This window comes from Novosphingobium sp. BL-A-41-Hi4A-0G (genome assembly GCF_055521735.1).
The window spans coordinates 3,217,979-3,241,214 of record NZ_CM145501.1; the positions used below are offsets into that span (position 1 = coordinate 3,217,979).

At 65.2% G+C, this 23,236-nt stretch carries 21 protein-coding genes; 8 read left to right on the top strand and 13 right to left on the bottom strand.

Annotated features, from left to right (window positions below; translation table 11 throughout):
* Positions 1–2: 2 nt before the first annotated feature.
* From ACZ1JX_RS15575 to dapB, 3 genes are read right to left on the bottom strand one after another with little or no spacing between them, the layout of a single operon-like run.
* Complete coding sequence (locus ACZ1JX_RS15575) at positions 3–407, bottom strand: hypothetical protein (protein WP_465124422.1); 405 nt, start codon at positions 405–407, stop codon at positions 3–5.
* Positions 404–1,090, bottom strand: coding sequence for an endonuclease III (gene nth, locus ACZ1JX_RS15580; protein ID WP_465124423.1), 687 nt, complete (start codon positions 1,088–1,090; stop codon positions 404–406). Before nth ends, ACZ1JX_RS15575 begins: the two co-directional genes overlap by 4 nt.
* Before the next feature lie 19 nt (positions 1,091–1,109).
* Positions 1,110–1,838, bottom strand: a complete 729-nt coding sequence (gene dapB / locus ACZ1JX_RS15585) for a 4-hydroxy-tetrahydrodipicolinate reductase (RefSeq protein WP_465124424.1) — start codon at positions 1,836–1,838, stop codon at positions 1,110–1,112.
* A 35-nt stretch (positions 1,839–1,873) separates the two neighbouring features.
* Here dapB and ACZ1JX_RS15590 point away from each other — a divergent pair, with 35 nt between their 5' ends.
* Positions 1,874–2,587 carry an NAD-dependent deacylase gene (locus ACZ1JX_RS15590; protein WP_465126436.1) on the top strand — a complete coding sequence of 238 codons (714 nt, stop codon included), beginning with the start codon at positions 1,874–1,876 and terminating at the stop codon, positions 2,585–2,587.
* A gap of 70 nt (positions 2,588–2,657) precedes the next feature.
* Positions 2,658–3,062 carry an acyl-CoA thioesterase gene (locus ACZ1JX_RS15595; protein WP_465124425.1) on the top strand — a complete coding sequence of 135 codons (405 nt, stop codon included), beginning with the start codon at positions 2,658–2,660 and terminating at the stop codon, positions 3,060–3,062.
* 297 nt (positions 3,063–3,359) lie between these two features.
* On the opposite strand, the gene ACZ1JX_RS15600 is transcribed toward ACZ1JX_RS15595, so the two are convergent.
* The 3 genes from ACZ1JX_RS15600 to ubiG all read right to left on the bottom strand — a co-directional run bounded on the left by ACZ1JX_RS15600 (position 3,360) and on the right by ubiG (position 4,905).
* Complete coding sequence (locus ACZ1JX_RS15600; RefSeq protein ID WP_465124426.1) at positions 3,360–3,746, bottom strand: hypothetical protein; 387 nt, start codon at positions 3,744–3,746, stop codon at positions 3,360–3,362.
* A 220-nt stretch (positions 3,747–3,966) separates the two neighbouring features.
* Complete coding sequence (locus ACZ1JX_RS15605; RefSeq protein WP_465124427.1) at positions 3,967–4,149, bottom strand: hypothetical protein; 183 nt, start codon at positions 4,147–4,149, stop codon at positions 3,967–3,969.
* Between the two features lie 3 nt (positions 4,150–4,152).
* Positions 4,153–4,905 (bottom strand): bifunctional 2-polyprenyl-6-hydroxyphenol methylase/3-demethylubiquinol 3-O-methyltransferase UbiG, encoded by a 753-nt coding sequence (ubiG, locus tag ACZ1JX_RS15610; RefSeq protein ID WP_465124428.1) that lies wholly within the window; start codon positions 4,903–4,905, stop codon positions 4,153–4,155.
* Between the two features lie 84 nt (positions 4,906–4,989).
* On the opposite strand from ubiG, the gene ACZ1JX_RS15615 reads away from it, so the two are divergent.
* Positions 4,990–6,246: an aspartate kinase gene (locus ACZ1JX_RS15615; protein WP_465124430.1), complete on the top strand. Its 1,257-nt coding sequence runs from the start codon at positions 4,990–4,992 to the stop codon at positions 6,244–6,246.
* A 61-nt stretch (positions 6,247–6,307) separates the two neighbouring features.
* Here the strand turns inward: ACZ1JX_RS15615 and ACZ1JX_RS15620 are convergent, their stop codons facing one another.
* Positions 6,308–6,994 carry a pentapeptide repeat-containing protein gene (locus ACZ1JX_RS15620; RefSeq protein ID WP_465124431.1) on the bottom strand — a complete coding sequence of 229 codons (687 nt, stop codon included), beginning with the start codon at positions 6,992–6,994 and terminating at the stop codon, positions 6,308–6,310.
* Positions 6,995–7,301: 307 nt separating this feature from the next.
* Between ACZ1JX_RS15620 and ACZ1JX_RS15625 the strand changes: the two genes are divergently transcribed.
* The gene (locus tag ACZ1JX_RS15625) at positions 7,302–8,312 is read left to right on the top strand and encodes an NAD(P)H-dependent flavin oxidoreductase (RefSeq protein ID WP_465124432.1); all 1,011 of its coding nucleotides are present in this window, start codon (positions 7,302–7,304) and stop codon (positions 8,310–8,312) included.
* Positions 8,313–8,316: 4 nt separating this feature from the next.
* The gene (locus tag ACZ1JX_RS15630) at positions 8,317–9,558 is read left to right on the top strand and encodes a TCR/Tet family MFS transporter (RefSeq protein WP_465124433.1); all 1,242 of its coding nucleotides are present in this window, start codon (positions 8,317–8,319) and stop codon (positions 9,556–9,558) included.
* Here the strand turns inward: ACZ1JX_RS15630 and ACZ1JX_RS15635 are convergent.
* Entirely contained in the window at positions 9,531–10,166 is a 636-nt protein-coding gene (locus tag ACZ1JX_RS15635) for an HNH endonuclease (protein ID WP_465124434.1), read from the bottom strand. The two genes, ACZ1JX_RS15630 and ACZ1JX_RS15635, sit on opposite strands and share 28 nt — an antisense overlap.
* A gap of 156 nt (positions 10,167–10,322) precedes the next feature.
* Positions 10,323–11,741, bottom strand: coding sequence for a M20/M25/M40 family metallo-hydrolase (locus ACZ1JX_RS15640; RefSeq protein WP_465124435.1), 1,419 nt, complete (start codon positions 11,739–11,741; stop codon positions 10,323–10,325).
* A 181-nt stretch (positions 11,742–11,922) separates the two neighbouring features.
* Here ACZ1JX_RS15640 and gyrB point away from each other — a divergent pair, with 181 nt between their 5' ends.
* Complete coding sequence (gene gyrB, locus ACZ1JX_RS15645) at positions 11,923–14,433, top strand: DNA topoisomerase (ATP-hydrolyzing) subunit B (RefSeq protein ID WP_465124436.1); 2,511 nt, start codon at positions 11,923–11,925, stop codon at positions 14,431–14,433.
* A gap of 2 nt (positions 14,434–14,435) precedes the next feature.
* Positions 14,436–14,687: a hypothetical protein gene (locus ACZ1JX_RS15650; RefSeq protein WP_465124437.1), complete on the top strand. Its 252-nt coding sequence runs from the start codon at positions 14,436–14,438 to the stop codon at positions 14,685–14,687.
* Between the two features lie 150 nt (positions 14,688–14,837).
* On the opposite strand, the gene ACZ1JX_RS15655 is transcribed toward ACZ1JX_RS15650, so the two are convergent.
* From ACZ1JX_RS15655 to ACZ1JX_RS15665, 3 genes are read right to left on the bottom strand one after another with little or no spacing between them, the layout of a single operon-like run.
* A complete protein-coding gene (locus ACZ1JX_RS15655; RefSeq protein ID WP_465124438.1) occupies positions 14,838–17,252 on the bottom strand; it encodes a ligase-associated DNA damage response DEXH box helicase in 2,415 nt (804 codons plus the stop codon).
* A gap of 22 nt (positions 17,253–17,274) precedes the next feature.
* Entirely contained in the window at positions 17,275–19,056 is a 1,782-nt protein-coding gene (locus ACZ1JX_RS15660; protein WP_465124439.1) for a hypothetical protein, read from the bottom strand.
* 10 nt (positions 19,057–19,066) lie between these two features.
* Complete coding sequence (locus ACZ1JX_RS15665) at positions 19,067–20,788, bottom strand: Hsp70 family protein (protein ID WP_465124440.1); 1,722 nt, start codon at positions 20,786–20,788, stop codon at positions 19,067–19,069.
* A 176-nt stretch (positions 20,789–20,964) separates the two neighbouring features.
* Here ACZ1JX_RS15665 and ACZ1JX_RS15670 point away from each other — a divergent pair, with 176 nt between their 5' ends.
* Positions 20,965–21,843 carry a BON domain-containing protein gene (locus ACZ1JX_RS15670; RefSeq protein ID WP_465124441.1) on the top strand — a complete coding sequence of 293 codons (879 nt, stop codon included), beginning with the start codon at positions 20,965–20,967 and terminating at the stop codon, positions 21,841–21,843.
* Here the strand turns inward: ACZ1JX_RS15670 and pgmG are convergent.
* Positions 21,827–23,233: a phosphoglucomutase/phosphomannomutase PgmG gene (gene pgmG / locus ACZ1JX_RS15675; protein ID WP_465126437.1), complete on the bottom strand. Its 1,407-nt coding sequence runs from the start codon at positions 23,231–23,233 to the stop codon at positions 21,827–21,829. The genes ACZ1JX_RS15670 and pgmG overlap by 17 nt on opposite strands.
* Positions 23,234–23,236 lie beyond the last annotated feature (3 nt).

Consider the following 23,236-nt stretch of genomic DNA (forward strand, 5'->3'; position numbering starts at 1 on the left):
CCCTACTTCTCCAGTTCAACCGGGGTAAATTCACCCAGACCGCAGGCACCACGGTTGACCGGGCCGGGGCCAGCGTTGTTCGTGATCACCGTGATGATGTCGACGTTGCACAGCTGGCTCAGCGACGTGCCATAGGCGAAGGCGCGTTCGAAGCCGAGGCTGAAGCAGCGGTTGGGCAGGGTGTTGCGATACCACTGGTTGCCGTTGGTGCGGAAATCGATGGTCCAGTCATCGCGCACCTGGCTTTCGCGGATGTTCTGAATGGGGATGCAGTTCACCGGCTTGCCGACGATCTTGGCCTTGGGAATGTCGGCGCGGTGGCCGTCATTGCCGCCCTTGGCGCTTGCGGTGCAACCCGCAATGGCCAGTGCAAGTGTTGCGATCAGAAACGGAGTCATGCGCTTCATGCCTTGCTCTCCTTCCTTGTTTTGCGGCTTGCTGGTGCCTTTTCGCCTTTTTCCAGAACCTTGCCCTTGAAACCGCAAAGGTCAACCAGCCCGCAGTGCCAGCATTCCGGCGTCCGCGCCTTGCACACATAGCGACCGTGGAGGATCAGCCAGTGGTGGGCGCCGACGCGAAACGGCTGGGGGACGCTTTTCTCCAGCCCTTTCTCAACGGCGAGCGGCGTCTTTCCCTTCGCAAGGCCGGTGCGATTGCCGACGCGGAAGATATGCGTATCGACCGCAAAGGTTTCCGCGCCGAACGCGCAGTTCATCACGACGTTGGCGGTCTTGCGGCCGACGCCGGGGAGCTCGGTGAGCAGATCGCGGTCGGCCGGGACCTCACCGCCATATTTCGCCACGAGAATTTCGGCCATGGCCATGACGTTCTTGGCCTTGGAATTGAACAGGCCGATGGTCTTGATGTGGCTCTTGAGGCCCTCTTCGCCGAGGTCGAGCATGTCCTGCGGCGTCTTGACCAAGGCGAAGAGCTTGCGCGTGGCCTTGTTGACGCCGACATCGGTTGCCTGCGCCGAGAGCGTGACGGCGACCAGCAGCTGGTAGACGTTACCGTATTCCAGCTCCGTTTCGGGAGAGGGATTTGCTTCGGCAAGGCGGCGGAAGAATTCGAAGATGTCCGCCTTCTTCATGTCAGAGCCCCAAATACCTTCACAAACCAAGCACTTCCGGCATAGTGTAGCGGCCCGGTCCCTTGCCGATGATCCACTCTGCCGCGCGGATCGCACCCTTGGCGAATATGCCGCGGTTTTCGGCGAGGTGGGAGAAGGTCAGCCGTTCGTTGTCGGCAAGGAAGTGGACCGAGTGGTCGCCTGCCACGCTGCCGCCGCGCAACGCGGCAAAGCCGATGGTGCCGGCCTTGCGTGCGCCAGTGATGCCATCGCGACCGCGCACGGCTTCGTCGGCGAGGTGAACGCCGCGCCCCTTGGCCGCCGCTTCGCCGAGCAGCAGCGCGGTGCCCGAGGGCGCATCCACCTTCATGCGATGGTGCGTCTCGACAATCTCGATGTCCCAGTCCTCGCCGAGGCGAGAGGCGGCTTCCTGCACCAGATGGGCGAGGAGGGTCACGCCCAGAGAGGTGTTGCCGGTCTGCAGCACCGGGATGCTGACGGCGGCGGAATCGATCAGCCAGTGGTGGCGTTCCTCAAGCCCGGTCGTGCCGATGACGATGGGCACGCCTGTGTGGATCGCCGCATCGAGATTGAACTCGAGCGCGCCGGGTGCCGAGAAGTCGACCAGCACGTCGCTGGCCTGAGCGAGGGCGAGGGGATCGCCGCCCTTGTCTATCCCGCCCGCGAACTCGTGCCCTGCTGCCGCTACGGCTGCCTGCAGCGCATTGCCCATTCGTCCAGCGCTGCCGATGATTCCGATTCTTGCCATTGCCTGCCCCTTGCGTCGCGTGCTTCATGGTCGCGATGAAACGCCCGCGCAATATCGTCATTCTCACTGGAGCCGGAATTTCCGCCGAATCCGGCATCGATACCTTTCGCGGGGGTGGTGGCCTGTGGGAGCAGCACCGCGTCGAGGACGTGGCGACGCCCGAGGCCTTCGAGCGCGATCCAGGCCTTGTCCTGCGCTTCTACGACATGCGCCGCGAGGCGATCCAGACCAAGTTGCCCAATCCGGCGCATCACGCACTCGCCCGGCTGGACCGCGAATGGCCGAAGAAGGCAGGTGGCGAGGTGCTGATCGTGACGCAGAACGTCGACGATCTGCACGAGCGCGGCGGCGCGTTGAACGTGCTGCACATGCATGGTGAACACCTCAAGGCCTGGTGCACGTCCTGCGACACGCGCCACCGTTGGACCGGGCCGATGCTCCATCGCCCGCCGTGCCCCACCTGCGGCATGGCCGCGCTGCGTCCCGATGTCGTCTGGTTCGGTGAGATGCCCTACCGGATGGGGGAGATCTATCAGGCGCTGAGTGGCGCGGACCTGTTCGTTTCCATCGGCACGTCGGGCGCGGTCTATCCGGCGGCGGGTCTTGTGCGCAATGCGCGCGAGCTTGGCATGGATACGCTGGAGCTCAATCTGGAGCGCAGCCAGGGCTCGGCGTGGTTCCACGAGACCCGGCTTGGCCCGGCGTCCGAGGTCGTCCCTGCCTGGGTCGAGGAACTGCTTTCCAGTTAAAGTGTTGCTGGCTTGAAAAGGGTGACACGGCGCCTGTCATTGGCGTGCGAATCATGTTACCTACATTGATGTGAGCAATGTGATCCCCCATCTCGTCCCTATCGCCGTAAAGCCCGCTGACATCGACTTCATGGGCCATGTCAACAATGCCTCGTACCTTACGTGGGTGCAGGACGCAGTGATCGACCACTGGCGCGCGCTGGCCCCTGCCGATGCGGTAGCGGCGCACCTGTGGGTCGCATTGAAGCACGAGATCACCTATCGCCGCCCGACCTTCCTCGAAGACACCGTGATCGCTCACGTGATCCTCGAGAAAGTGCAGGGCGCGCGCGCGTTCTACGAAACCATCATCAAGCGCGGCGAGGAAGTGCTGGCCGAGGTCAAGTCCAGCTGGTGCTGCCTCGATGCCGAGACCCTGCGCCCCGCGCGGCTGGCGCGCGATCTGGTCGAGAAGTTTCTGCCTTCTTCGGACTGAGCTTTAGCGCCAGTAATCGCGCCGCAAGGCGCCGTCGTATCGGCCCGAACGCAGGCAGCAGGACTTGAAACCTGTTCCCCGAACCGCAGGGGCAAGGGTCCTGTCGACCGAGGCGTTCCAGCAATTCCACGCTCATCGGATCGTCTGAACTGCCCCGGACCGTGCGCTGGCCGCGCTTGACGCGCGTTTCGCTCGGGAAGCCCTTACGGCGTTTGGATGTCGGCTCGAAAGCAGGGCAGGGCGTCGTAGTTGTCGGTCTTCATGGTAACCTCCTTCGTTGGAATTTCTTGAGCCGCGTCAGTGCAGTTGGCGCGGCTCGGGCTTGGCAACCACCTGCCAGCGGTCCCGGTAGAGCAACTGTCCCGGATCGCGCGTCCATTGCCGGTGAACCGGCACACCGCACTCTTCGAGCAGGGCTGCGAGTGCATGGGCATGGCCCAGCATTTCGCGGGCATCATCGCGAAACCAGCATACGCCATCGGACCACCGCCGCCCCTTTGCGACGACGGTAAACCGGTTCGGCACCGGCAGACATTCGTTGAACCAGTCCAGTTCGCGCCGAAGCGCGATCAGGACGGGCGTGTCTTCCTCCCGCTCCCACCACAGATCACAGGCGGTGCGGAACGGACCCGGCGCCACGCTCGCTCGCGTGATCACACCGGGCGTCGTGAAACGCGCATACATTTGAGAATTCTCGCTCGCACGGCAGAGGCCAACCGCGCGTGCGGAGCGTCTCAACCGGTCATGTCAGGGAAATGTGAAGCGCGCTTTGCGCTTTTATGTCCTGCCTGGTGGCAGCATGCATGCAAACATTGGCTGCCTCCTGGCATTTGACTGCGCGGACCATCCGCGAGCAAGTTCCGCGCCGATACCGTATTACGCAGAGGCGCGCAAGAATGCCCGCTCAGCGCAGCTTGGCGATGGAGAGGCCGTCGCTCTTGGCGCGCAGTTTTACCGATTCCTCGCTGCGGGTGAGGGCCTTGGCGATGGCTTTGAGGGCCATGCCTTTCTTGGCAAGCGTGTGCAGTTTCTGGATCTCGTCCGCGGTCCAGGCCTGCTTGTGGCGTTCGAAGCGTTCGGCGGCCATGATTCAGTCCTTCCGGGTCACGGTGACGATGTAATTCAGGGCGAGATCGTCCGAAAGGTGCAGGCCTTTCGAAACGCTCCACGCGATGCCGAGGGGATTGCCCATCTTCAGGCCCGCCGCATCGAGCAATTCGTGCAGTTCGACGGGCGTGATGAAATCGTCCCAGTGGTGCGTGCCCTTCGGCACCATGCCGAGGCTTTCAGCCCCCTCGACCAGCAGCAGGCGCGAGCGCGTGGTGCGGTTGGGGGTGGAGAGGATCATCAGCCCGCCGGGGGCAAGCGCGGCTTCGAGCGCAGCGATGAACGCGGCCTTGTCGGCGACGTGTTCGATCACTTCCATCGAGGTGACCAGATCGTATCCGGCAAGTCCGAGCTGGCCGACGTCACCGCAACGATAGTCGATGGCAAGGCCTGACCCTTGGGCATGGAGGCTTGCCGCAGCGATGTTTTCCTTGGCGGCGTCGACTCCGGTCACCTCGGCACCGAGACGGGCCAGCGGTTCGCACAACAGCCCCGCGCCGCAGCCGACATCGAGCGCACGGCGCCCCGCCAGCGGCTTCACCCCGCGCGAATCGGTGCCAAAGTGTGCATCGATGGCATCGCGGATGAAGGTGAGGCGCACCGGGTTGAGCTTGTGCAGCATGGCCGAGGAGCCCTTGGGGTTCCACCAGTCTGCCGCCAGCTTGCCGAAGTGGGTGGCCTCAGAATCTCTGATGGTGACCGGACGAATGGTATTCGCAGAGGTTGCATTGCTCATATCACGTCCCTAAAGCGCCCGCGCTGCAAGGTCCACCGGCCTTGCGGGCAAGATTCTTACGCGCAAGACTTCAGGAGCAAGCCCTTGGCCCGCATCGTGATGAAATTCGGCGGCACCTCGATGGCCGGAACCGAGCGCATCCGCCGCGTGGCGCGCATCGTGCAGCGCCAGCAGGCCGCGGGGCATGAGGTTGCGGTGGTCGTTTCGGCCATGGCGGGCGAGACCGATCGCCTCGTCAACTTCTGCCGCGAGGCGAACCCGCTTTACGACCCGGCTGAATACGACGTGGTCGTGGCCAGTGGCGAGCAGGTGACTTCGGGCCTTCTGGCGATGCACCTGCAGGCGCTGGGCTGCAAGGCACGCTCGTGGCTTGGCTGGCAGCTGCCGATCCATACCGACGATGCCCATTCCAAGGCGCGCATCGAAGGCATCGACTCCGAAGCTGTGCTGGCTTCGATGGCTTCTGGCGAGATCGCGGTGATCCCCGGCTTCCAGGGGCTGTCAGACAAGGGGCGCATCACCACGCTGGGCCGTGGCGGTTCTGACACTTCAGCCGTCGCCGTGGCCGCAGCGGTCAAGGCCGACCGTTGCGACATCTACACCGACGTCGACGGAGTCTACACCACCGATCCGCGCATCGTCGCCAAGGCGCGCAAGCTGAAGAACGTGACTTACGAGGAAATGCTCGAACTGGCATCAGTCGGCTCGAAGGTGCTGCAGACCCGTTCGGTCAGCCTTGCCATGAAGGAAGGCGTGCGCGTGCAGGTGCTGTCCTCGTTCATCGACGACGATGCCCCTGCTGCCGACACGATCCCTGGAACGATGATTGTCTCTGACGAAGAGCTCGAAGGACTTGATATGGAACGCCAGCTGATCACCGGCATCGCTGCCGACAAGAACGAGGCCAAGGTCACGCTGACCCGCATCGCCGACCGCCCCGGTGCCGTCGCCGCGATCTTCGGTCCGCTGGCTGCTGCCAACATCAACGTCGACATGATCATCCAGAACATCGCCAAGGACAAGGGCGAGACGGATGTGACCTTCACGGTGCCGATCTCGGACCTCGCCCGCACCCAGGCGCTGCTGGAAGAGCGCAAGGACACGATCGGCTACTACCGCATGCTGGCCAACAGCAAGGTCGCAAAGATCAGCGTCGTCGGTGTCGGCATGCGAAGCCACGCAGGCGTTGCCAGCACCATGTTCCGCGCGCTGGCCGATCGCGGCATCAACATCCAGGCGATCACCACCAGCGAGATCAAGGTCTCGGTGCTGATCGACGAGGACGAGACCGAACTCGCCGTGCGCGTGCTGCACACCGCTTACGAGATGGACGCGGAGTAAGCTTCGGCTATCGCCGAATGCCCACCCCCCACCCCTCCCGCCTGCGGGAGGGGAGCCGCCATCAGCGAATCAGCAGGCCCCAGCCGGACAGGAGCTGTTCGGCCTGTTCGCGCGAGATCACCGCGCCTCTGAACACCCGCGCATCTTCGAGCTGAAGACCGCCAAGGTCCGCTCCGCGCAAGTCTGCGCCCGCAAACTGCGCGCCATCGAGATTGGCTTCGCGCAAGCTGCAGCCTTCCAGCACCGCGCCGCGAAAGTCGGCCTTGCTGAGGTCCGCTTGCGCCAGATCGAGGCGCACCAGCTTTTCCTTGCGGAACGACAGGCCAGGCAGGCGCGCGCCGACCAGCAGGACTTCCTCGAACACGAAGCCCATGCCCTTGGCCATGTGCAGGTCTGCACCGGTCATGCGCGTGGAGACGAAGTGGGCCGAGCCGATGTTGGCGCGGCGGAAGGCGGCATTGTTGAAGTCGCAGGCCGAGACGCGGGCTTCCTCGAGGTCTGCGCCGGTGAGGTTGGCGAAGGGCGCCTTGCACCCGCGCCACGTCGTCCGCATCAGCTTCGTGCCCGAAAGGTCGGCATGGCGCAGTGAACAGCGCTCGAAGGTCCAGCCGGTCAGGTCGAGCTTCGAGAGGTCGGCTTCATCCAGATCGCAGTCGGTCAGGTGATGCGCGCCTTTTGGAGCCATCGCCAGGAGGTCTGCGCGAGCAAGGGTTCGGTCGGAAACGATGGGGGCGGTTGCTGCGGTCATCGCCAGCGCATAGGCCAGCGCCGCGTATATCCCAAAGCAAAACCCCACCTCCCGGTCCGATCCGGAACCGAGAGGCGGGGCGCGACCCGGGCCAGTCAGGAGATTGAGAAGACCGGCTCAAGGGCTCGGTGGGTGAGGGGGAACCCACTTGCTGCAATCCTTCTACGCCACGGATAACAATCGGTAAAACGGGTTAAATTGGGCAGAGATATCGCTTTTGGCGATCATATGGCCCAAGTCCGGCCTTGTTGCCGACACGATGCGGCCCTAAAGCGCGCGCCGGACTACCGGACGGGACTCTCAAGCTATGACCGCAACACCCAAGACATCTGGCCTGATGCGCCGTGGCGCCGAGTTCCTCGGCACGGAGCACGCGATCCTTTGCGGGGCGATGAGCTGGGTCTCGGAGCGCAATCTGGTCTCGGCGATCAGCAACGCGGGCGGCTTCGGCGTGATTGCCTGCGGGGCGATGACGCCCGAACTGCTCGACACCGAGATCGCAGCTACAAAGGCGCTGACAGACAAGCCTTTCGGCGTGAACCTGATCACCATGCACCCCGCGCTGTTCGATCTGATCGCGGTCTGCGCGAAGCATGGGGTCGGCCATGTCGTGCTGGCAGGCGGCATCCCGCCCAAGGGCAGCGTCGAGGCGATCAAGGCGTTCGGGGCCAAGGTGCTGGTGTTCGCGCCGACGCTGGCGCTCGCGAAGAAGCTGCTGCGCTCCGGCGCGGACGCTCTGGTCATCGAAGGATCGGAAGCGGGCGGGCACATCGGGCCGGTGTCCACTTCCGTTCTGGCGCAGGAATTCCTGCCTGCGCTGGCTGCCGATCACGTGGTGTTCGTGGCCGGTGGCATCGGTCGGGGCGAGATGATCGCCAGCTATCTGGAAATGGGCGCGAGCGGCGTGCAGCTCGGCACCCGCTTTGCCTGCGCCACCGAATCGATTGCGCACCCCGCGTTCAAGGCGGCGTTCTTCCGGGGCAATGCCCGCGATGCGGTGGCTTCGGTGCAGGTCGATCCGCGCCTGCCGGTGATCCCGGTCCGCGCGCTCAAGAACAAGGGCACCGAGGAGTTCACCGCCAAGCAGGTCGAAGTCGCCAAGATGCTCGACGAAGGCAAGGTCGACATGGCGCAGGCGCAGCTCGAGATCGAGCATTTCTGGGCCGGAGCCCTGCGCCGCGCGGTGATCGACGGCGATGTCGAGCGTGGCTCGGTCATGGCGGGCCAGTCGGTCGGCATGGTAAACAAGGAAGAGCCTGTGGCCGAGATCATCGCCCAGCTCATGGCGGGAAGCGAGGAAGCGCTCTCCCGGCGCTGATCCGATGGCCGCAAATCGCGCCTCGTTCGGGATCGTCTTTGCGATCGTGCTGATCGACATGCTCGGTTTCGGCATCGTCACGCCGGTGCTGCCGGGGCTGATCATGTCGCTCAAGCATGTTGATGTCGGCACGGCGGCGTGGTACGCGGGCTGGCTGGGCGCGGGCTATGCGCTGATGCAGTTCATCTTCGCGCCGGTGCTGGGCAACCTGTCGGACCGCTACGGGCGCAGGCCGGTGCTGTTGGCGGCGGTGTTCGTGCTCGGGCTGGATTATCTGCTGCAGGCGATGGCCCCGAACTTCGGCTGGCTGATTGCCGGACGGCTGATCGCAGGCGTGACCGGAGCCAGCTTCTCGCCTGCCTATGCCTATATCGCCGACGTGACCCCGCCGGAAAAGCGCGCGGCAAACTTCGGCATGATGGGGCTGGCGTTCGGCATCGGCTTTGTCGTCGGCCCGGCGCTGGGCGGACTGCTCGGCTCCATCGACGCGCGCCTGCCGTTCTACACCGCCGCAGGGCTGGCACTGGCCAATGCCGTGTTCGGGTTCGTCTTCCTCAAGGAATCGCTCGGCAAAGAGAACCGCCGCCCGTTCGACTGGCGCCGCGCCAACGCGCTCACATCGCTGCGCGCGCTCAAGGGGCAGAGCCCGACCGTGCTGTGGTTCGTGGCGGCGCTTGGCACATGGCAGCTGGCGCATATCGTCTATCCCGCCGTATGGTCCTACTTCGCGATTGCCGCCTACGGCTTCAGCGTGCGGCAGGTGGGCATAGCGCTGGCACTTGTCGGCTTTTCCAGCGCGCTGGTGCAGGGCGTGGGCTTGCGCATGCTTCTGCCCAAACTGGGCGAGCGGCGCGCGGTGATCCTTGGCGTTTCAGGGCTGTGCGTTTCGGCGGTGCTCTATTCCACCGCCCACACAACGTGGCAGGTCTATCTCGCCATCGCCGTCGGCGCGCTGCAGGGGTTCGTCCAGTCCCCGATCGCCGCGTTCAACAGCCGCGCGGTCGATGCGCGCAGCCAGGGCGAGTTGCAGGGCGCGGTCCAGGCCATCGGCTCGATTGCCGCGATCGTCGGCCCGCCGATGTACACGCAAGTGCTCGAGCGCTTCAGCGGCCCGCACGCAGTGCTGCACCTGCCGGGCATGCCGATCCTGCTGGCGGCGGCGATCTCGGTGGTTACTCTTGCCCTGTTCCTGAAGGGTGCGTCGTTGCTCGACCGCAGTCAGCTTTCCAGCTCGACATCCCAGTAGAGCCAGTCGCGCCAGGTTTCGTGCAGGTAGTTCGGCGGGAAGGCGCGGCCGCGTTCCTGCAGTTGCCACGTGGTCGGACGGATCGCGCGGTTCATCAGCCGCATGTGCGCCTGTTCGGGTGTCCGTCCGCCCTTCTTGAGATTGCACGGCGCACAGGCCGCCGCGACGTTCTCCCACGACGTGCGTCCGCCAAGGCGGCGCGGGACGATGTGGTCGAAGGTCAGGTTCTCGTGGCAGCCGCAGTACTGGCACTGGAAACGGTCGCGCAGGAACAGGTTGAATCGGGTGAAGGCGGGATATTCGCTGGGCCGCACGTACTGGCGTAGCGCGATCACCGAGGGCAGCTTCATGCCGAAGCCGGGGCTGTGCACCTCGCGCTCGTAAGTCTCGATGATGTCGACGCGTTCGAGGAACACCGCCTTGATCGCAGTCTGCCATGACCACAGGCTGAGCGGATAGTAGCTGAGCGGCGTGTAATCGGCATTGAGGACCAGCGCGGGGCAGTTCGCCAGATGCCGGTCATTTTGCAAAACGTCGTTGAAGGCGGTGCTGTCACCGCTGTTGGGCCTGGCCGAAGCCGCCCGATCGATCAGCGCCTTATGGAGCACGTCCGGATCGCTTCCCTGCAGGCAAAGGCAATCGCGCCTCCGCAGGGGCAGTCATGGCTGAGCCTCGTGACCGCAGTGTTACGCATGGGCCCAAGAGACACCTGCGCGAGTCTGCCGTCAAGAGGCTCTCGCGCAGGGTTTCCACAGGACGTTGTTTCAGAACGCGTAAGCGCGCACCAGTTCGTTCAGCAGGTCCCGACCGGTCATGGCCGAACTCACCGCGAGGCGTTCGTTGAGGCCATGCGTCCCGTTGCCGTCAGGATCGCCGAACAGTCCCGGCGGGCCATAGCTGGGGATGCCAATCGCTCCGAGAAAGACGCCGTCGGTGGCGCCGGTCGACATCATCGGCACCATCGGCACGCCGGGATAGTACTTCGCCACCAGCTTCTCGGCAGGCCCGGTAATCTTCGGATCAAGCGGCGGCGCCACGGCATCGGGCCCGCGATTGTCGGTGCGGGCCACGGTCATGCGCGGATCGGCGATGACCTCCTCGAGCGTCTTGCGCACCGCTTCCGCCGAGACGCCGGGGAAGATGCGGCAGTTGATGTTGCTGCCGGCACGCTGGGGCAGGGCGTTGTTTGCGTGGCCCCCGTCGAGCAACGTGGCGACGCAAGTCGTGCGCAGCATCGAGTGGAACGAACGGTCGGTGTTGAGCAGGGCTTCTGCCGCCTTGTCCTGCGGGTTGGCGGCGATGGTGACCATGGCCTTGCCCATGTCGTCGCCGCGCGCCGCTCCGGCCTTGGAAAAGAAGGCACGGGTCGTATCGTTGAGCATCAGCGGGAATTCGAAGTTGCGAATGCGCACCAGCGCGTCGGCGAGTTCATAGATCGCATTGTCGCGCACCGGGGTCGAGCTGTGCCCGCCGGGGTTGGTGGCTTCGATGCGGTAGTTGACCGGCGTCTTCTCGCCCACATGAATGGTCTGGACGACGACCTTGCCGCCTTGGTCGAGGCGCTTGTCGGTCCGGCCGGAGCCGCCTTCGTTGAGCGCAAATTCGGCGGCGATGAGGTCCTTGCGGTTCTCGGTCAGCCATTTCACCCCGTTGAACGCGGTGCTGGTTTCCTCGCCGCAGGTCAGCGCCAGCTTGAGCGTGCGCTTGGGCTTCTGGCCTGCCTTGCGCAGGGTCATGAACATGTCGACCCAGATCGCGTCCAGCGCCTTCATGTCGGCCACGCCGCGCCCGTAGAAATAGCCGCCTTCCTCGATGAAGGTGTAGGGATCGCGGGTCCAGTCCTCGCGCTTGGCGACGACCACGTCGAGGTGGCCGAGGAGGAGGATCGGCTTGGCGGTCTTCGAAGTGCCCGGAAGGATCGCCACGATCCCGCCTTCCCTGGGCGCTTCGGGCACGGCGAAGCGATGGATTTCGGCATCGGTGAAACCGGCCTTGCGCAAGTGGCCCTCGATCTTGTCGGCGAGCGCGGTGCAGCTTCCGGTGGTGATCGAAGTGTCGGTCTCGACCATTTCCTTGAGCAGCTCGCGATAGGCCAGCTGGTCCGGCCGGAGCGCGTTCTCAGCCGCCAGTGCGGGGGTGGAAAGGAGGCCGGTGGCGACCCCGAGGGCGAGAATCTTGCGCATTGTGGAACCCCTGTCGGCGGGGCAGCGTGAGGCCCCGAAAGAGGCATATCAGCAAGATTGCGCGCCCTTGCATACAGCCTTGTGCCGTGCTCGCTCCGAAGTCGACGATTTCACGCCCGTCGCTGTGTAAAACAGGGCGGATTCGCTTGGGTTTTTGCCCTTTCGTGCCTATGTGCAAACTATGGCCAGCACCAACGAAAACACCCCGAACACCAACGCCTATGGCGCCGATTCCATCAAGGTTCTCAAGGGCCTCGACGCGGTCCGCAAGCGCCCCGGCATGTACATCGGCGATACCGACGACGGCTCGGGGCTGCACCACATGGTGTTCGAGGTTTCGGACAACGCGATTGACGAGGCGCTGGCCGGGCACTGCGATCTGGTGCTGATCGAACTAAACCCCGATGGCTCGGTCTCGGTCGAGGACAACGGCCGCGGCATCCCGACCGACATTCACGCCGAAGAGGGCGTCTCGGCCGCCGAAGTGATCATGACCCAGCTCCATGCGGGCGGGAAGTTCGAGAACACGTCTGACGACAACGCCTACAAGGTTTCGGGCGGTCTGCACGGCGTCGGCGTCTCGGTGGTCAACGCCCTGTCCGAATGGCTGGAGCTGACCATCTGGCGCGACGGCAAGGAGCACTGGATGAAGTTCGCGCACGGCGATGCCGTTGCGCCGCTCGAAGTGCGTGGGCCCGCTCCTGAAGGCAAGAAGGGCACCCGCGTGACCTTCCAGGCCAGCCACGACACCTTCAAGAACGTGCTCGAGTTCGATTTCGACAAGCTTGAGCACCGCTACCGGGAACTCGCCTTCCTCAACTCGGGAGTGCGCATCCTGCTTCGCGACAAGCGCCACGAGGAGGTCAAGGAGCACGATCTCTACTACGTCGGCGGCATCGCGGCCTTCGTGAAGTACCTCGATCGCAACAAGCAGGCGCTGATGCCCGAACCGGTGGCGATTTCGGCCAATCGCGATGGCATCGGCATCGACGTCGCGCTGGAATGGAACGACAGCTACTACGAAAACGTGCTGTGCTTCACCAACAACATCCCGCAGCGCGATGGCGGCACACACCTGGCTGCATTCCGCGCGGCGCTGACCCGTACGCTGAACGGCTATGCCGAGCGTTCGGGCATGCTCAAGAAGGAGAAGGTCACCCTTACCGGTGACGACATGCGCGAGGGCTTGACCGCCATCGTCTCGGTCAAGCTGCCTGACCCGAAGTTCTCCTCGCAGACCAAGGACAAGCTGGTCTCCTCCGAAGTGCGCCAGCCGCTCGAAAGCCTGATGGCCGACAAGATGGCCGAATGGCTTGAGGAAAATCCCGCGCACGGCAAGGCGATCATCCAGAAGGTGATCGATGCCGCCGCCGCACGCGAAGCGGCCAAGCGCGCCCGCGAATTGACCCGCCGCAAGGGCGCGATGGACATCGCCTCGCTGCCGGGCAAGCTCGCTGATTGTCAGGAACGCGATCCCGCCAAGTGCGAACTGTTCCTGGTCGAGGGTGACTCGGCAGGCGGCAGCGCCAAGCAGGGGCGTGACCGCAAGACGCAGGCGATCCTGCCGCTCAAGGGCAAGATCCTCAACGTCGAGCGCGCCCGCTTCGATCGGATCATCGGTTCGAAGGAAGTCGGCACGCTGATTCAGGCGATGGGTACCGGCCTGCGCGACGAGTTCAACCTCGAAAAGCTGCGCTATCACAAGATCGTGATCATGACCGACGCCGACGTCGACGGCGCGCATATCCGCACGCTGCTGCTGACGTTCTTCCACCGCCAGATGCCCGATATCATCAAGGCCGGCCATCTCTTCATCGCCCAGCCACCGCTCTACAAGGTCGCCAAGGGCCGCAGCGAGGTCTACCTCAAGGACAACGCCGCGCTCGATCGTTACCTCGTCGAAGCCGGCCTTTCCGGGCGCGTGCTGGAAACCACCGGCGGCGCGCGCAGCGGTCCCGATCTGGAAGCACTGGTCGAACACGCGCTGCGCCTGCGCAACCTGATGGCTTTCGTGCCACGCCGCTACAATCCGGCGATCATCGAAGCGCTGGCCCTGTCCGGCTCGCTCGAGCACGCCATTGCCGGGGCCGAGCGCGATGCGGCGCTGGCCCGCGCCGCCGACTGGCTGAACCGCGGCGATGGCGAAGCGCGCTGGACCGTCGAGCTTGCCGAAGAAGGCGGCTACCACGTCAAGCGCGTGTGGCGCGGGGTGACCGATCATCACGTGATCGAAGCCGGGTTCCTCGTCAGTGCCGAAGCGCGCAAGCTCGCCAAGCTCGCCGCCGAAAACGCCGAAGTCTATGCCGGTATGGCCCGTCTGGTCCGCGCCAGCTCCGCGCCGGTCGATGCCGAGCCCGTGGCTGTGGCCGAAGGGGAAGAGGATGCTCCCGCAGCCGCCCCTGCCGCCAAGGTCAAGGATGCGATCACCCGGCCTTCGGAACTGCTCGACGCGGTCTTCGCCGGTGGCCGCAAGGGCCTGTCGATCCAGCGCTACAAGGGTCTTGGCGAAATGAACGCCGAGCAACTCTGGGAAACCACGCTCGATCCCGACAACCGCTCGCTGCTGCAGGTGAAGGTCGAGGACGCCGACATTACCGACGAAATCTTCACCCGCCTGATGGGCGACATCGTCGAACCGCGCCGCGAATTCATTCAGGAAAATGCGCTGAACGTGGCCAATCTGGACGTTTGAGGATGGCGTTTACCGACGATATCCCGTGGGATCAGCCCGCCACGATGATCGACCTTGAAGGTCGCGCCCCGATCATCGGCACGATCCGCGACTGCGCGCTGCACTATGGCCTCTACAAGCCCCATGCGCGCGACAATGCGCGCGTCCTGCTGACCAAGCCGATCCATCGCGAAGGCCGGGCGACGCGCACGTGGCTGCTCGATCCTTCGGAGATTGCCGAACTGGCCGACCGGCTAACGCGCGAGACGAACTGAATTGAAGCGGGACCCCGGGTCGAGCCCGGGGTGACGAAGAAAAAGACAGCATTATCAACCGTCACCCCGGCGAAGGCCGGGGCCCATATGCTCTCGTTACATGGTCATGGATCCCGGCCTGCGCCGGGATGACGGAAATGTGGGATAGTTTTAGTCCGCCCGCATCGCCGCCGATGCAAGACTCTCGGCCTCGATCAGCAGTTCGTCATCAGCAGCGCCCGCTGGCGTCGTCTCGCGCCCGATCATCACCAGCACCGGCACCGCCAGTGGACTGACGCGGTCCAGCTCCACGTGGACCAGCTGCTCCTGTGCCCGGTCGAGCAAATCCCCCAGACGGCCGACATCAGTCATCCGCGCCCGCGCATCGGCCCATGCGGCTTCGATCAGCAGGTGGTCCGGTTCGTACTTGCGCAACACGTCGTAGATCAGGTCGGTCGAGAAGGTCACCTGCTTGCCCGATTTGCGCTTGCCCGGATGCTGCCGCTCGACCAGCCCGGAAATCACAGCCACCTCGCGGAAGGCGCGGCGCAGGAGGTGCGATTCCTGCACCCATTCCACGAACTCATGCGCCAGAATATCGGGCGAAAGCAGCGGCGCCGGGTCCTCCACCGGCCGCGCGCTCCACACGGCGAGCGAATAGTCGTTTGCCACGAACCCCAGCGGCACCAGCCCGCGCTCGTTCATCCGCCGCGTGATCAGCATGCCGAGCGACTGGTTCGCGTTCCACCCCTCGAAGGTGTAATAGACGGTGTAGTGCTTGTTCTGATACGGAAAACTCTCCGCCAGCAGCATTCCCGGCCCCGGCAACCTGCTGCGCCAGTCCTGCATTTCCAGCCACTCGCGCACGTCATCGGGAAAGCGCGACCAGCCCGCGCGGTCCACCAGCAGGCCCCGTACCCGGTCCGAAAGGTGCGTCGTCAGCGGCAGGCGTGCGCCCATATAGCTCGGGATCTGCCCCGGCTTCTTCGCCGCCCGCACGATCAGCTCCAGATCGCGCACGCCTTCGACCTCAAGGTCCATGCCGGCAAAGCGGATCGTGTCGCCCGGCGAGAGCGTCGCGCCGAAGCTTTCCTCCACCTTGCCCAGCGAGCGGCCGTTGCGGAATCGCACCTCGAGCATTTCGGAATCGACGATGATCCCCGCGTTCAGCCGGAACCGTGCAGCATGTTCGGGATGGGTCAGCCGCCAGGTGCCGTTGCGGTCCCGCACGATGCGTTTGAACCGGTCGTAGGCCCTAAGCGCGTACCCGCCCGTCGCGACGAACGCCAAGACCCGCTGCCACTGCGCCTCGTCAATCCAGCGATAGGGATGGGCCGAACGCACCTCGGCATAGAGCGCGTCTTCGTCAAACGGACCCGCGCAGGCGCAGGCCATCACGTGTTGTGCCAGCACGTCGAGGCCGCCGGGGCGGAAGTCCTCGCCATCGCGCTTGCCCTCATGCACCGCTTCCTGTGCGGCAAAGGCCTCGAGAAACTCGAAACGGTTGCCGGGAGCCAGTAACGCGCGGCTTGGGCAGTCGAGCCTGTGGTTGGCCCGCCCGATCCGCTGCAACAGGCGCGAGGAGCCCTTGGGCGCGCCCATCTGCACCACCAGATCGATGTCACCCCAATCGACACCGAGGTCGAGGCTGGCAGTGCAGACCAGAGCGCGCAATTCCCCCCGCGCCATCGCCCCTTCCACCTTGCGCCGCGCTTCCTTGGACAGCGAGCCATGGTGGATGCCGATGGGCAGGTGATCGTCGTTCACGTCCCACAGCAGCTGGAAGATGTATTCCGCCAGAAACCGCGTGTTTGTGAAGATCAGCGTGGTCCTGTTGCGGCGGATCTCGTCATAGAGCTGCGGCACCGCCCATGCCGCTGCATGGCCGCCCCAGGGCACACGCTGGTCCTCGGGGTTCATGATGGAAAGCTCGGGCTTCACGCCTTCCTCCCCCTCCACCAACCGCACCGAAGCGGCATCGCCATCGGGCGCGAGCCAGGCGCAGAAGTCCTGCGGATCGGCCACCGTCGCCGAAAGCGCCACGCGTCGCATGTCTGGCGCAAGCGCCTGCAAACGCGCCAGCGACAGCGCCAGCAGATCGCCGCGCTTGCCCGTGGCAAAGGCATGCACCTCGTCCACGATCACCCGCTTCAACCCGGCAAACATCGTCGCAGCTTCCGGATAGCTCAGCAGCAGCGAAAGCGATTCAGGCGTGGTCAGCAGCACATGCGGCGGCCTCGCCCGCTGCCTCGCCTTGCGGTCGGACGGCGTATCGCCGCTGCGCGTCTCGACCCGGACATTCAGCCCGATCTCGCCAATCGGCGTGAGCAGGTTGCGCTGCACATCATGCGCCAGCGCTTTCAGCGGAGATACGTAGAGGGTGTGCAGCCCGTCTTCCGGTGGATCGTCACCCGCAAAGTCTGCCAGAGTCGGCAGGAACCCCGCCAGCGTCTTGCCCGCACCCGTATCGGCTACCAGCAGCGCATGCTGCCCCTCGCGCGCGGCCTCAAGCATCTCGCTCTGATGCCGCCGCACGCGCCAGCCGCGAGCGGTGAACCAGTCGGTGATGGAGGCGGGCAACGTCATCACCCTCAAGATAGGGATCGCCTCAAAGAACCGAAAGGATTGCCTCGCGCTCCTTGGCCGATCCCTTCCACGCAAGGGTCGCGTCGAGCAGGGCAATGGTCACGGCGCATTGGTCGGCGTCCGATCCCTTGTTGCCCATCGCCTGGCTCACGCGCTTGTCCGGAAGGCCGGTGGCGGTCATGACCTTTTCGACCAGCGCTCCCGGCACGCTCGCCGTTCCTGGCGCGATCCGTTTTGGTGGCCCGAGCTGGCGCGCATCGAGCATGCGCGTTGCCAGATCCCGCTCACGCAACTGCAGCGCCACAGGTATCGACACTTCAGGCGCCAGCCTGCGCGTCCGCACGAAAGCCATGCATTGCGCCGCCCCTGCCTTGCGCGCCGCCCGCAGGATATCGGCGCGAATGCGCTGCACGTCGGCCAGAAGCTGGCCCTTCTCGACCAGAGCGGTCATGTACATGCGCTCGCGCACCAGATCGTGGACCTTGGAGACATAGACCTCGTCGCTGCTGCCGTCGCTGCGCGCGATGGTGCGGTTGGCGCTGAACAGCGCGGCGAGATCGGGCTGCAGCGATTGCAACCCGTCAAACGTGATCTCCGGCCCGAACACCGTCGTCACTGCGCGGTTGATGATCTCCTGCTCGCGTGCCGTATCGGCAGCGGACAGCTCGATCGGTGGCACCGGCGGCGGCGCGTTGTTCCGGTCACTGTCGCTGAAGGCAAAGCGCAGCACCTGCACCAGCAGGATCACGCCGAAGATTATCAGCCGCCCGTTGCTGAACCAGCCTTGCCCGACGTTGCCGCCCGACGACTTCTCCCACAGCGCGACCCGCCAGGGATCGAAGTGGTGCTCCAGTTCGGGAAAGTTGCGCCGTATTCCTTCGAGCAACTGCTCCACTTCCGCGCGCTTGACGAACCAGCCGCGGCGGCTGCCCTGTTGCGCGGGCGTGGTCAGTTCCCTCCACGCCTTGTGCAGCGGGTGCTTGGGGTCTTCCACCTTCTCGCGGAAGCGCAGGCCTCGCAGGCGGGCGTTGAGGAAAGCCACCGCAGGCCGCTCGGAAACCTGCCCGCGCTCGCTTTCCCAGCCGAAAAGCGCGGCAGCAGGTTCGAGCAGCGGGGCCGAGCGCGGCCAGGCATCGGCGAGAATGCGCGCCAGCCAATTGTCGATCTCGTCGAAGGCGGTCACACTGACCGTTTCGGCATGACGCAGCACGGCTTTCAGATGGCCCAGCGCCATCGCCTCCTCCCAGCCTTCCAGCGGGGGAAGCTCGTCGTCATGGGCTTCGGGGAGGAGCAGGCGATAGAGCGCCTGTTCGTGCGCCCATGCCGGCATTACGGCATCCGATGTCGCCTCAAGGCCCAGCAGCACCGGGCGCGCAAACGGATCGCGCGCCACCGCGATGGCCTGATCTGCCGGGGCCTGTGCCGCCGAGAAGCCGCTGACCACGTCAAGCTTGGGCGCAGCACCGCCAAGCCGTGTTGTCAGACTTGGGTCGGATTCGCCCTTGGCCTCGGGTGCGGCATAGAGCCAGTTGGAAGGCTCAGGTTCCGGCTCGGTGGAAGCTTCCGGTTCTTCAAGCGGAGTCACGCCCGCGAATGGATCGAAGTCGTCCTCGGCAGGGGGCTTGGTGGCCTGCATCCTTGCCCAACGCAGCGCCGCATCGCGCGCCTCGCGTAACCGGGCGTAGCCATCGACGTCCTTGTCGACGTCCATCGCCTTCAGGCGCTCGGCATAGGCACGCCGGATCGCCGCCACTTCGGGCGTCTTGGCAATCCCGAGGACTTTCCAGGCCTGGGTCGGTGTCATGTCGTTGGTGTCAAAGCGGCGGGTTCGCTTCGAGCATGTCGAGCAGTTCGGTCAGCCCTGCCGCCGCATCGGTGATCCGGCGGGGGTCCTGGCTGTCGAGCGCGGCCACGAACATGCGCGTCCGGTCGCCGACTACGGCGCGGATGTCGCCGAGGAACTCCTCGTAGCAGCGCTCCGCCCGCGCGAGCAGCGCCTGATTGCCCGCTTCCTCGCGAGGGTGATGCTTCAGCGCGGCCAGCGCCTTGCGCCGCGATTCCAGATCGTTCGCGGCCCGGCGATCTTCCTCGTCGATGATCACCAGGTTGTGCTTCGCGCCGGTCAGCGGCACTTCCACGTCAACCTCGAGCAGGCCCGAACTGTCGTAGGAAAAGCGCACGTCGATCGACACTTCGCCTGCGGGACGCGGCGGCACGGGAACCTTGAGCTGGCCGAGGTGGACATTGCCCGAAACCTCGCGCGCCTCGCCCTGATAGATCTTCACCTCGATCTGCTTCTGGTTGTCGGCCATCGTGCTGTAGAGCCCGGAGCGGCTGACCGGGACCGGGGTATTGCGCTCGATGATCGGCGAGAACAGGCCCTGCTGCACCGTGCCGCGCGCCGAATGCTCCGCAGTCTCGATGCCGAGCGTAAACGGGCAGACATCGGTGATGCGGATTTCCTCAAGGCCCCCGTCGCGCGCGATCAGCCCGCCCTGAATCGCCGCGCCCAGCGCCACGGCATGGTCGGGGTGGACCGAGGAATTGGGGAAGCGCCCGAACAGCCGGGTGATCGCCTTGCGCACCACCGGCATGCGCGTCGCCCCGCCGACGAGCACGACCTCGCTCAAGCTTGCCGCATCGATCTGGCTGTCGCGCAGCGCGCGCACCACCGGATCGCGCAAGCGCTTGATCAGCCCTTCGGCCTGCGCTTCGAACTCGCTGGTGGTGACCGTGGTGGAAAGTCGCTGGTTGTCCACGGTCAGCGCGAATTCGGTCTCCTGCGCCTCGCTCAGGGCGCGTTTGGCCTTCTCGGCGGCCTGCAGCAGCAGCGCCTGCGCGCGTTGCTCGCCCAGCTTGCCGAGCAGCCCGTCAGGATCGAGCCGCCCGCGTACCGCCGTTGCCAGTGCCGAGTTGAAATCGTCGCCGCCCAGCCGGTTGTCGCCTGCAGAGGCGCGCACCTCGACGATGCCTTCAAACATCTCGACGATGGAGACGTCGAACGTGCCGCCGCCAAGGTCGAACACCAGAAACGGCTCGCGCTGCTCCTTGTCCTGCAGCCCGAAGGCGAGCGCGGCGGCGGTCGGCTCGTTGATCAGGCGGCGGACGGTCAGCCCCGCCAGCTCTCCCGCGCGCCGGGTGGCCTTGCGCTGGCGGTCGTTGAAATAGGCAGGAACCGTGATCACCGCTTCGGTCGGGCGCGTGCCGGTCAGCGCGGTCACATCGTCGCGCAGCGCCATCAGCACCAGCGCGGAAAGATCCTCGGCGGAGAACTCCTTCTTGCCCAGCTTCACCTTGCGGTCGGTGCCCATGTAACGCTTGAAGCTGGTCGCGGTCGCCCCGTCTTTCAGGCCCACGCGCTCGAGCGCGGCGGCGCCGACCAGCGTCGTGCCATCGGGCAGGACCGAGACGGCCGAAGGCGTCAGCAGTGCGCCCAGCGCATTGGGCACCAGCTGCGCCTGTCCCCCGCCATTGTCGTCTGCCTGCCACAGGGCCACCGCGCTGTTGGTGGTCCCCAGATCGATCCCGATGAGCATTCGTCTTCCCGTTCTGGTCAAGCGGCGTGATGCGACAGGCCTTGCGCGCTTGGCAAGCGCAAAGCGCTGCATCCTGTCGCGCGACGGGATGGCCGCTGGATGCGTCAGGATGCGGGGGCAGGGAGCGCTCCGGTCCGTTTCCTCTTCACGACAATCATTTTGAATGGAGAAGAGCCATGGCCCAAGGCACGGACTGGAATTCGCGCGACCGCTGGCAGGACGAGGAGCGACGGCCGAGCCGCGACTATTCCGGCGAGTTCGCGCCCGAGTTTGCGCGCGACCGTCTTGATCGCAACGACCGGGATCGAGACCAGTGGAGCCGCTCGGGCTCGACCGGCGCCGCCACCCCGCGCAACGATCCTCCGTCGCAATGGCAGGGCCGCGACATGCGCGGCGATCGCCGCACGCATGACTGGGAGGTGGGTGACCGAAATTATGCCGGTACGGGGCAATCGGCCGCACAGCGTCGCCCGCGTTACCGCGACATCGGCTTCGGTGGAAGCGACACCGCAGACTACTTCACCGCTGAAGACTATGGCGAGGGAAGGCGGGCCTGGAACGGTCCGACCGGACAGGGCGCCTACGGCACCGGCAGCAGCGGCGGTTATCCTTCGTCTTACGGCTACAGCGGCAGCGGGGCCTATACCGGTCGCGATCCGCGCGGCTTCTTCGACCGCGCTGTCGACGAGGTGCGCGGTTGGTTCGGCGACGAAGATGCGCTCGAAAGGCGTGAGGAAGACCATCGCGGGCGCGGCCCCAGCGATTACACGCGGTCGGACGAACGCATTCGCGAGGACGCCAACGATCACCTGACCGACGATTCCCGGATCGATGCTCGCCAGATATCGGTCACCGTGACCGAGGGCGAAGTGACTCTTTCGGGCACTGTCACCAGCCGGATGGACAAGCGCCGCGCCGAAGACATCGTCGAGGCGATCAGCGGCGTGAAGCACGTGCAGAACAACCTTCGGGTAAAGACCGGCAGCGGTCTCGAAGGGCAGGGTGGAACGCTCGGCTGGGGCAATGGCGACCGCTCGGTTACGCCGGACGCTTGATCCCCACCGCGGCAAGGCGGGCATCGACTTCGGCCAGGAGCCGGTCGAGCCCGTCCTCGTCGCGGGCCTCGGCGCGCACCACCAGCACGTCCTCGGTGTTCGAGGATCGCAGCAGCCACCAGCCGTCCGGCGTATCCACGCGAACGCCATCGGTATCGTTGACTTGCCGCCCGTCACCCCTGAGCGCCGCCAATACTTGCGCGACCGCAGCCACCTTGCGTTCGCGCGCCACGGCAAAGCGCAGTTCGGGCGTGGCGACCATTTCCGGCATCGCATCACGCAAATCCGTAAGCGACTGTCCGATTCGGACTGTCGCCGCGATCAGGCGGACGGCGGCATAGAGCGCGTCGTCATAGCCGAAGTACTTGTCGGCAAAGAACACGTGCCCGCTCATTTCCCCGGCCAGTGGTGAACCTGTTTCCTTCATTTTGGATTTGATCGGAGAGTGTCCGGTCTTCCACATCAGCGGCACGCCGCCCAGTTCGGCGATGCGCGCAAACAGGGTCGAACTGGCCTTCACATCCGCGATAATCGTGGAGTTTGGCTGCTCGTGCAGCAGTTCCTGCGCATAGATTGCCAGCAGCTGATCCGCCCAGACCACCCGGCCCTTGCCGTCCACCGCTCCGATCCTGTCGCCATCTCCGTCGAAGGCCAGTCCAAAGTCGAGGTTTCCCGCCACGACAGCCGCTCTCAGATCGGCGAGATTGGATTCCACAGTCGGATCAGGATGATGGTTGGGAAAATGGCCGTCCACGCTCGTGTAAAGAAGGACATGCCGTCCAGGCAGTCGCGCCGTCAGCGCCTCGATGACGGGGCCGGCAGCACCGTTGCCGGCATCCCAGCCGATGCCCATGCGGCTGAGGGCAGCCGGATCGATCCCGTCCAGGGCGCCGATCAGGCAATCGACGTAGGCGGTGGCAATGTCGGCGTTCTCGATGCTGCCCCGGCCGGACGTCCAGTGGCCTTCACCGGCGATGCGCCCGAGATCCTCTATGTCCCCGCCAAAGAAAGGAGCCCCTTCAAGTACCATCTTGAAGCCATTGTGATTGGCGGGATTGTGGCTGCCGGTTACGTGAACGCCGCCCTGCACCTCTGGGGTTAGGGCGCCCGCTGCAGGCGTCGCCGCAAAATAGAGCATCGGGCTGGGGCCAAGTCCGATCCGCACCACGTCCACGCCGCTGGCGGTCAGCCCTTCGACCAGCGCGTGTTCGAGCACGGGCGAACTGACACGCCCGTCATAGCCCACCGCGACCCGCGATCCACCACGCGCTCTAACCACGCTGCCAAAGCTGCGTCCAACCGCCCGCGCATCGTCTGCGCTCAGCGTCTCGCCGAACACCCCGCGAATGTCATATTCGCGCAGGATCGAGGGGTGGAACTCGTGGGCCAATTT

What these genes read in the sequence shown, in the direction of transcription:
- nth (WP_465124423.1), bottom strand. Translation starts at nt 1,090, where the DNA reads ATGAAGAAGGCGGACATCTTCGAATTCTTCCGCCGCCTTGCCGAAGCA.
- ACZ1JX_RS15575 (WP_465124422.1), bottom strand. Translation starts at nt 407, where the DNA reads ATGAAGCGCATGACTCCGTTTCTGATCGCAACACTTGCACTGGCCATT.
- ACZ1JX_RS15665 (WP_465124440.1), bottom strand. Translation starts at nt 20,788, where the DNA reads ATGCTCATCGGGATCGATCTGGGGACCACCAACAGCGCGGTGGCCCTG.
- ACZ1JX_RS15655 (WP_465124438.1), bottom strand. Translation starts at nt 17,252, where the DNA reads ATGACGTTGCCCGCCTCCATCACCGACTGGTTCACCGCTCGCGGCTGG.
- ACZ1JX_RS15625 (WP_465124432.1), top strand. Translation starts at nt 7,302, where the DNA reads ATGACCGCAACACCCAAGACATCTGGCCTGATGCGCCGTGGCGCCGAG.
- ACZ1JX_RS15670 (WP_465124441.1), top strand. Translation starts at nt 20,965, where the DNA reads ATGGCCCAAGGCACGGACTGGAATTCGCGCGACCGCTGGCAGGACGAG.
- ACZ1JX_RS15660 (WP_465124439.1), bottom strand. Translation starts at nt 19,056, where the DNA reads ATGACACCGACCCAGGCCTGGAAAGTCCTCGGGATTGCCAAGACGCCC.
- ACZ1JX_RS15640 (WP_465124435.1), bottom strand. Translation starts at nt 11,741, where the DNA reads ATGCGCAAGATTCTCGCCCTCGGGGTCGCCACCGGCCTCCTTTCCACC.
- ubiG (WP_465124428.1), bottom strand. Translation starts at nt 4,905, where the DNA reads ATGAGCAATGCAACCTCTGCGAATACCATTCGTCCGGTCACCATCAGA.
- ACZ1JX_RS15650 (WP_465124437.1), top strand. Translation starts at nt 14,436, where the DNA reads ATGGCGTTTACCGACGATATCCCGTGGGATCAGCCCGCCACGATGATC.
- ACZ1JX_RS15620 (WP_465124431.1), bottom strand. Translation starts at nt 6,994, where the DNA reads ATGACCGCAGCAACCGCCCCCATCGTTTCCGACCGAACCCTTGCTCGC.
- dapB (WP_465124424.1), bottom strand. Translation starts at nt 1,838, where the DNA reads ATGGCAAGAATCGGAATCATCGGCAGCGCTGGACGAATGGGCAATGCG.
- ACZ1JX_RS15605 (WP_465124427.1), bottom strand. Translation starts at nt 4,149, where the DNA reads ATGGCCGCCGAACGCTTCGAACGCCACAAGCAGGCCTGGACCGCGGAC.
- ACZ1JX_RS15630 (WP_465124433.1), top strand. Translation starts at nt 8,317, where the DNA reads ATGGCCGCAAATCGCGCCTCGTTCGGGATCGTCTTTGCGATCGTGCTG.
- gyrB (WP_465124436.1), top strand. Translation starts at nt 11,923, where the DNA reads ATGGCCAGCACCAACGAAAACACCCCGAACACCAACGCCTATGGCGCC.
- ACZ1JX_RS15590 (WP_465126436.1), top strand. Translation starts at nt 1,874, where the DNA reads ATGAAACGCCCGCGCAATATCGTCATTCTCACTGGAGCCGGAATTTCC.
- ACZ1JX_RS15600 (WP_465124426.1), bottom strand. Translation starts at nt 3,746, where the DNA reads ATGTATGCGCGTTTCACGACGCCCGGTGTGATCACGCGAGCGAGCGTG.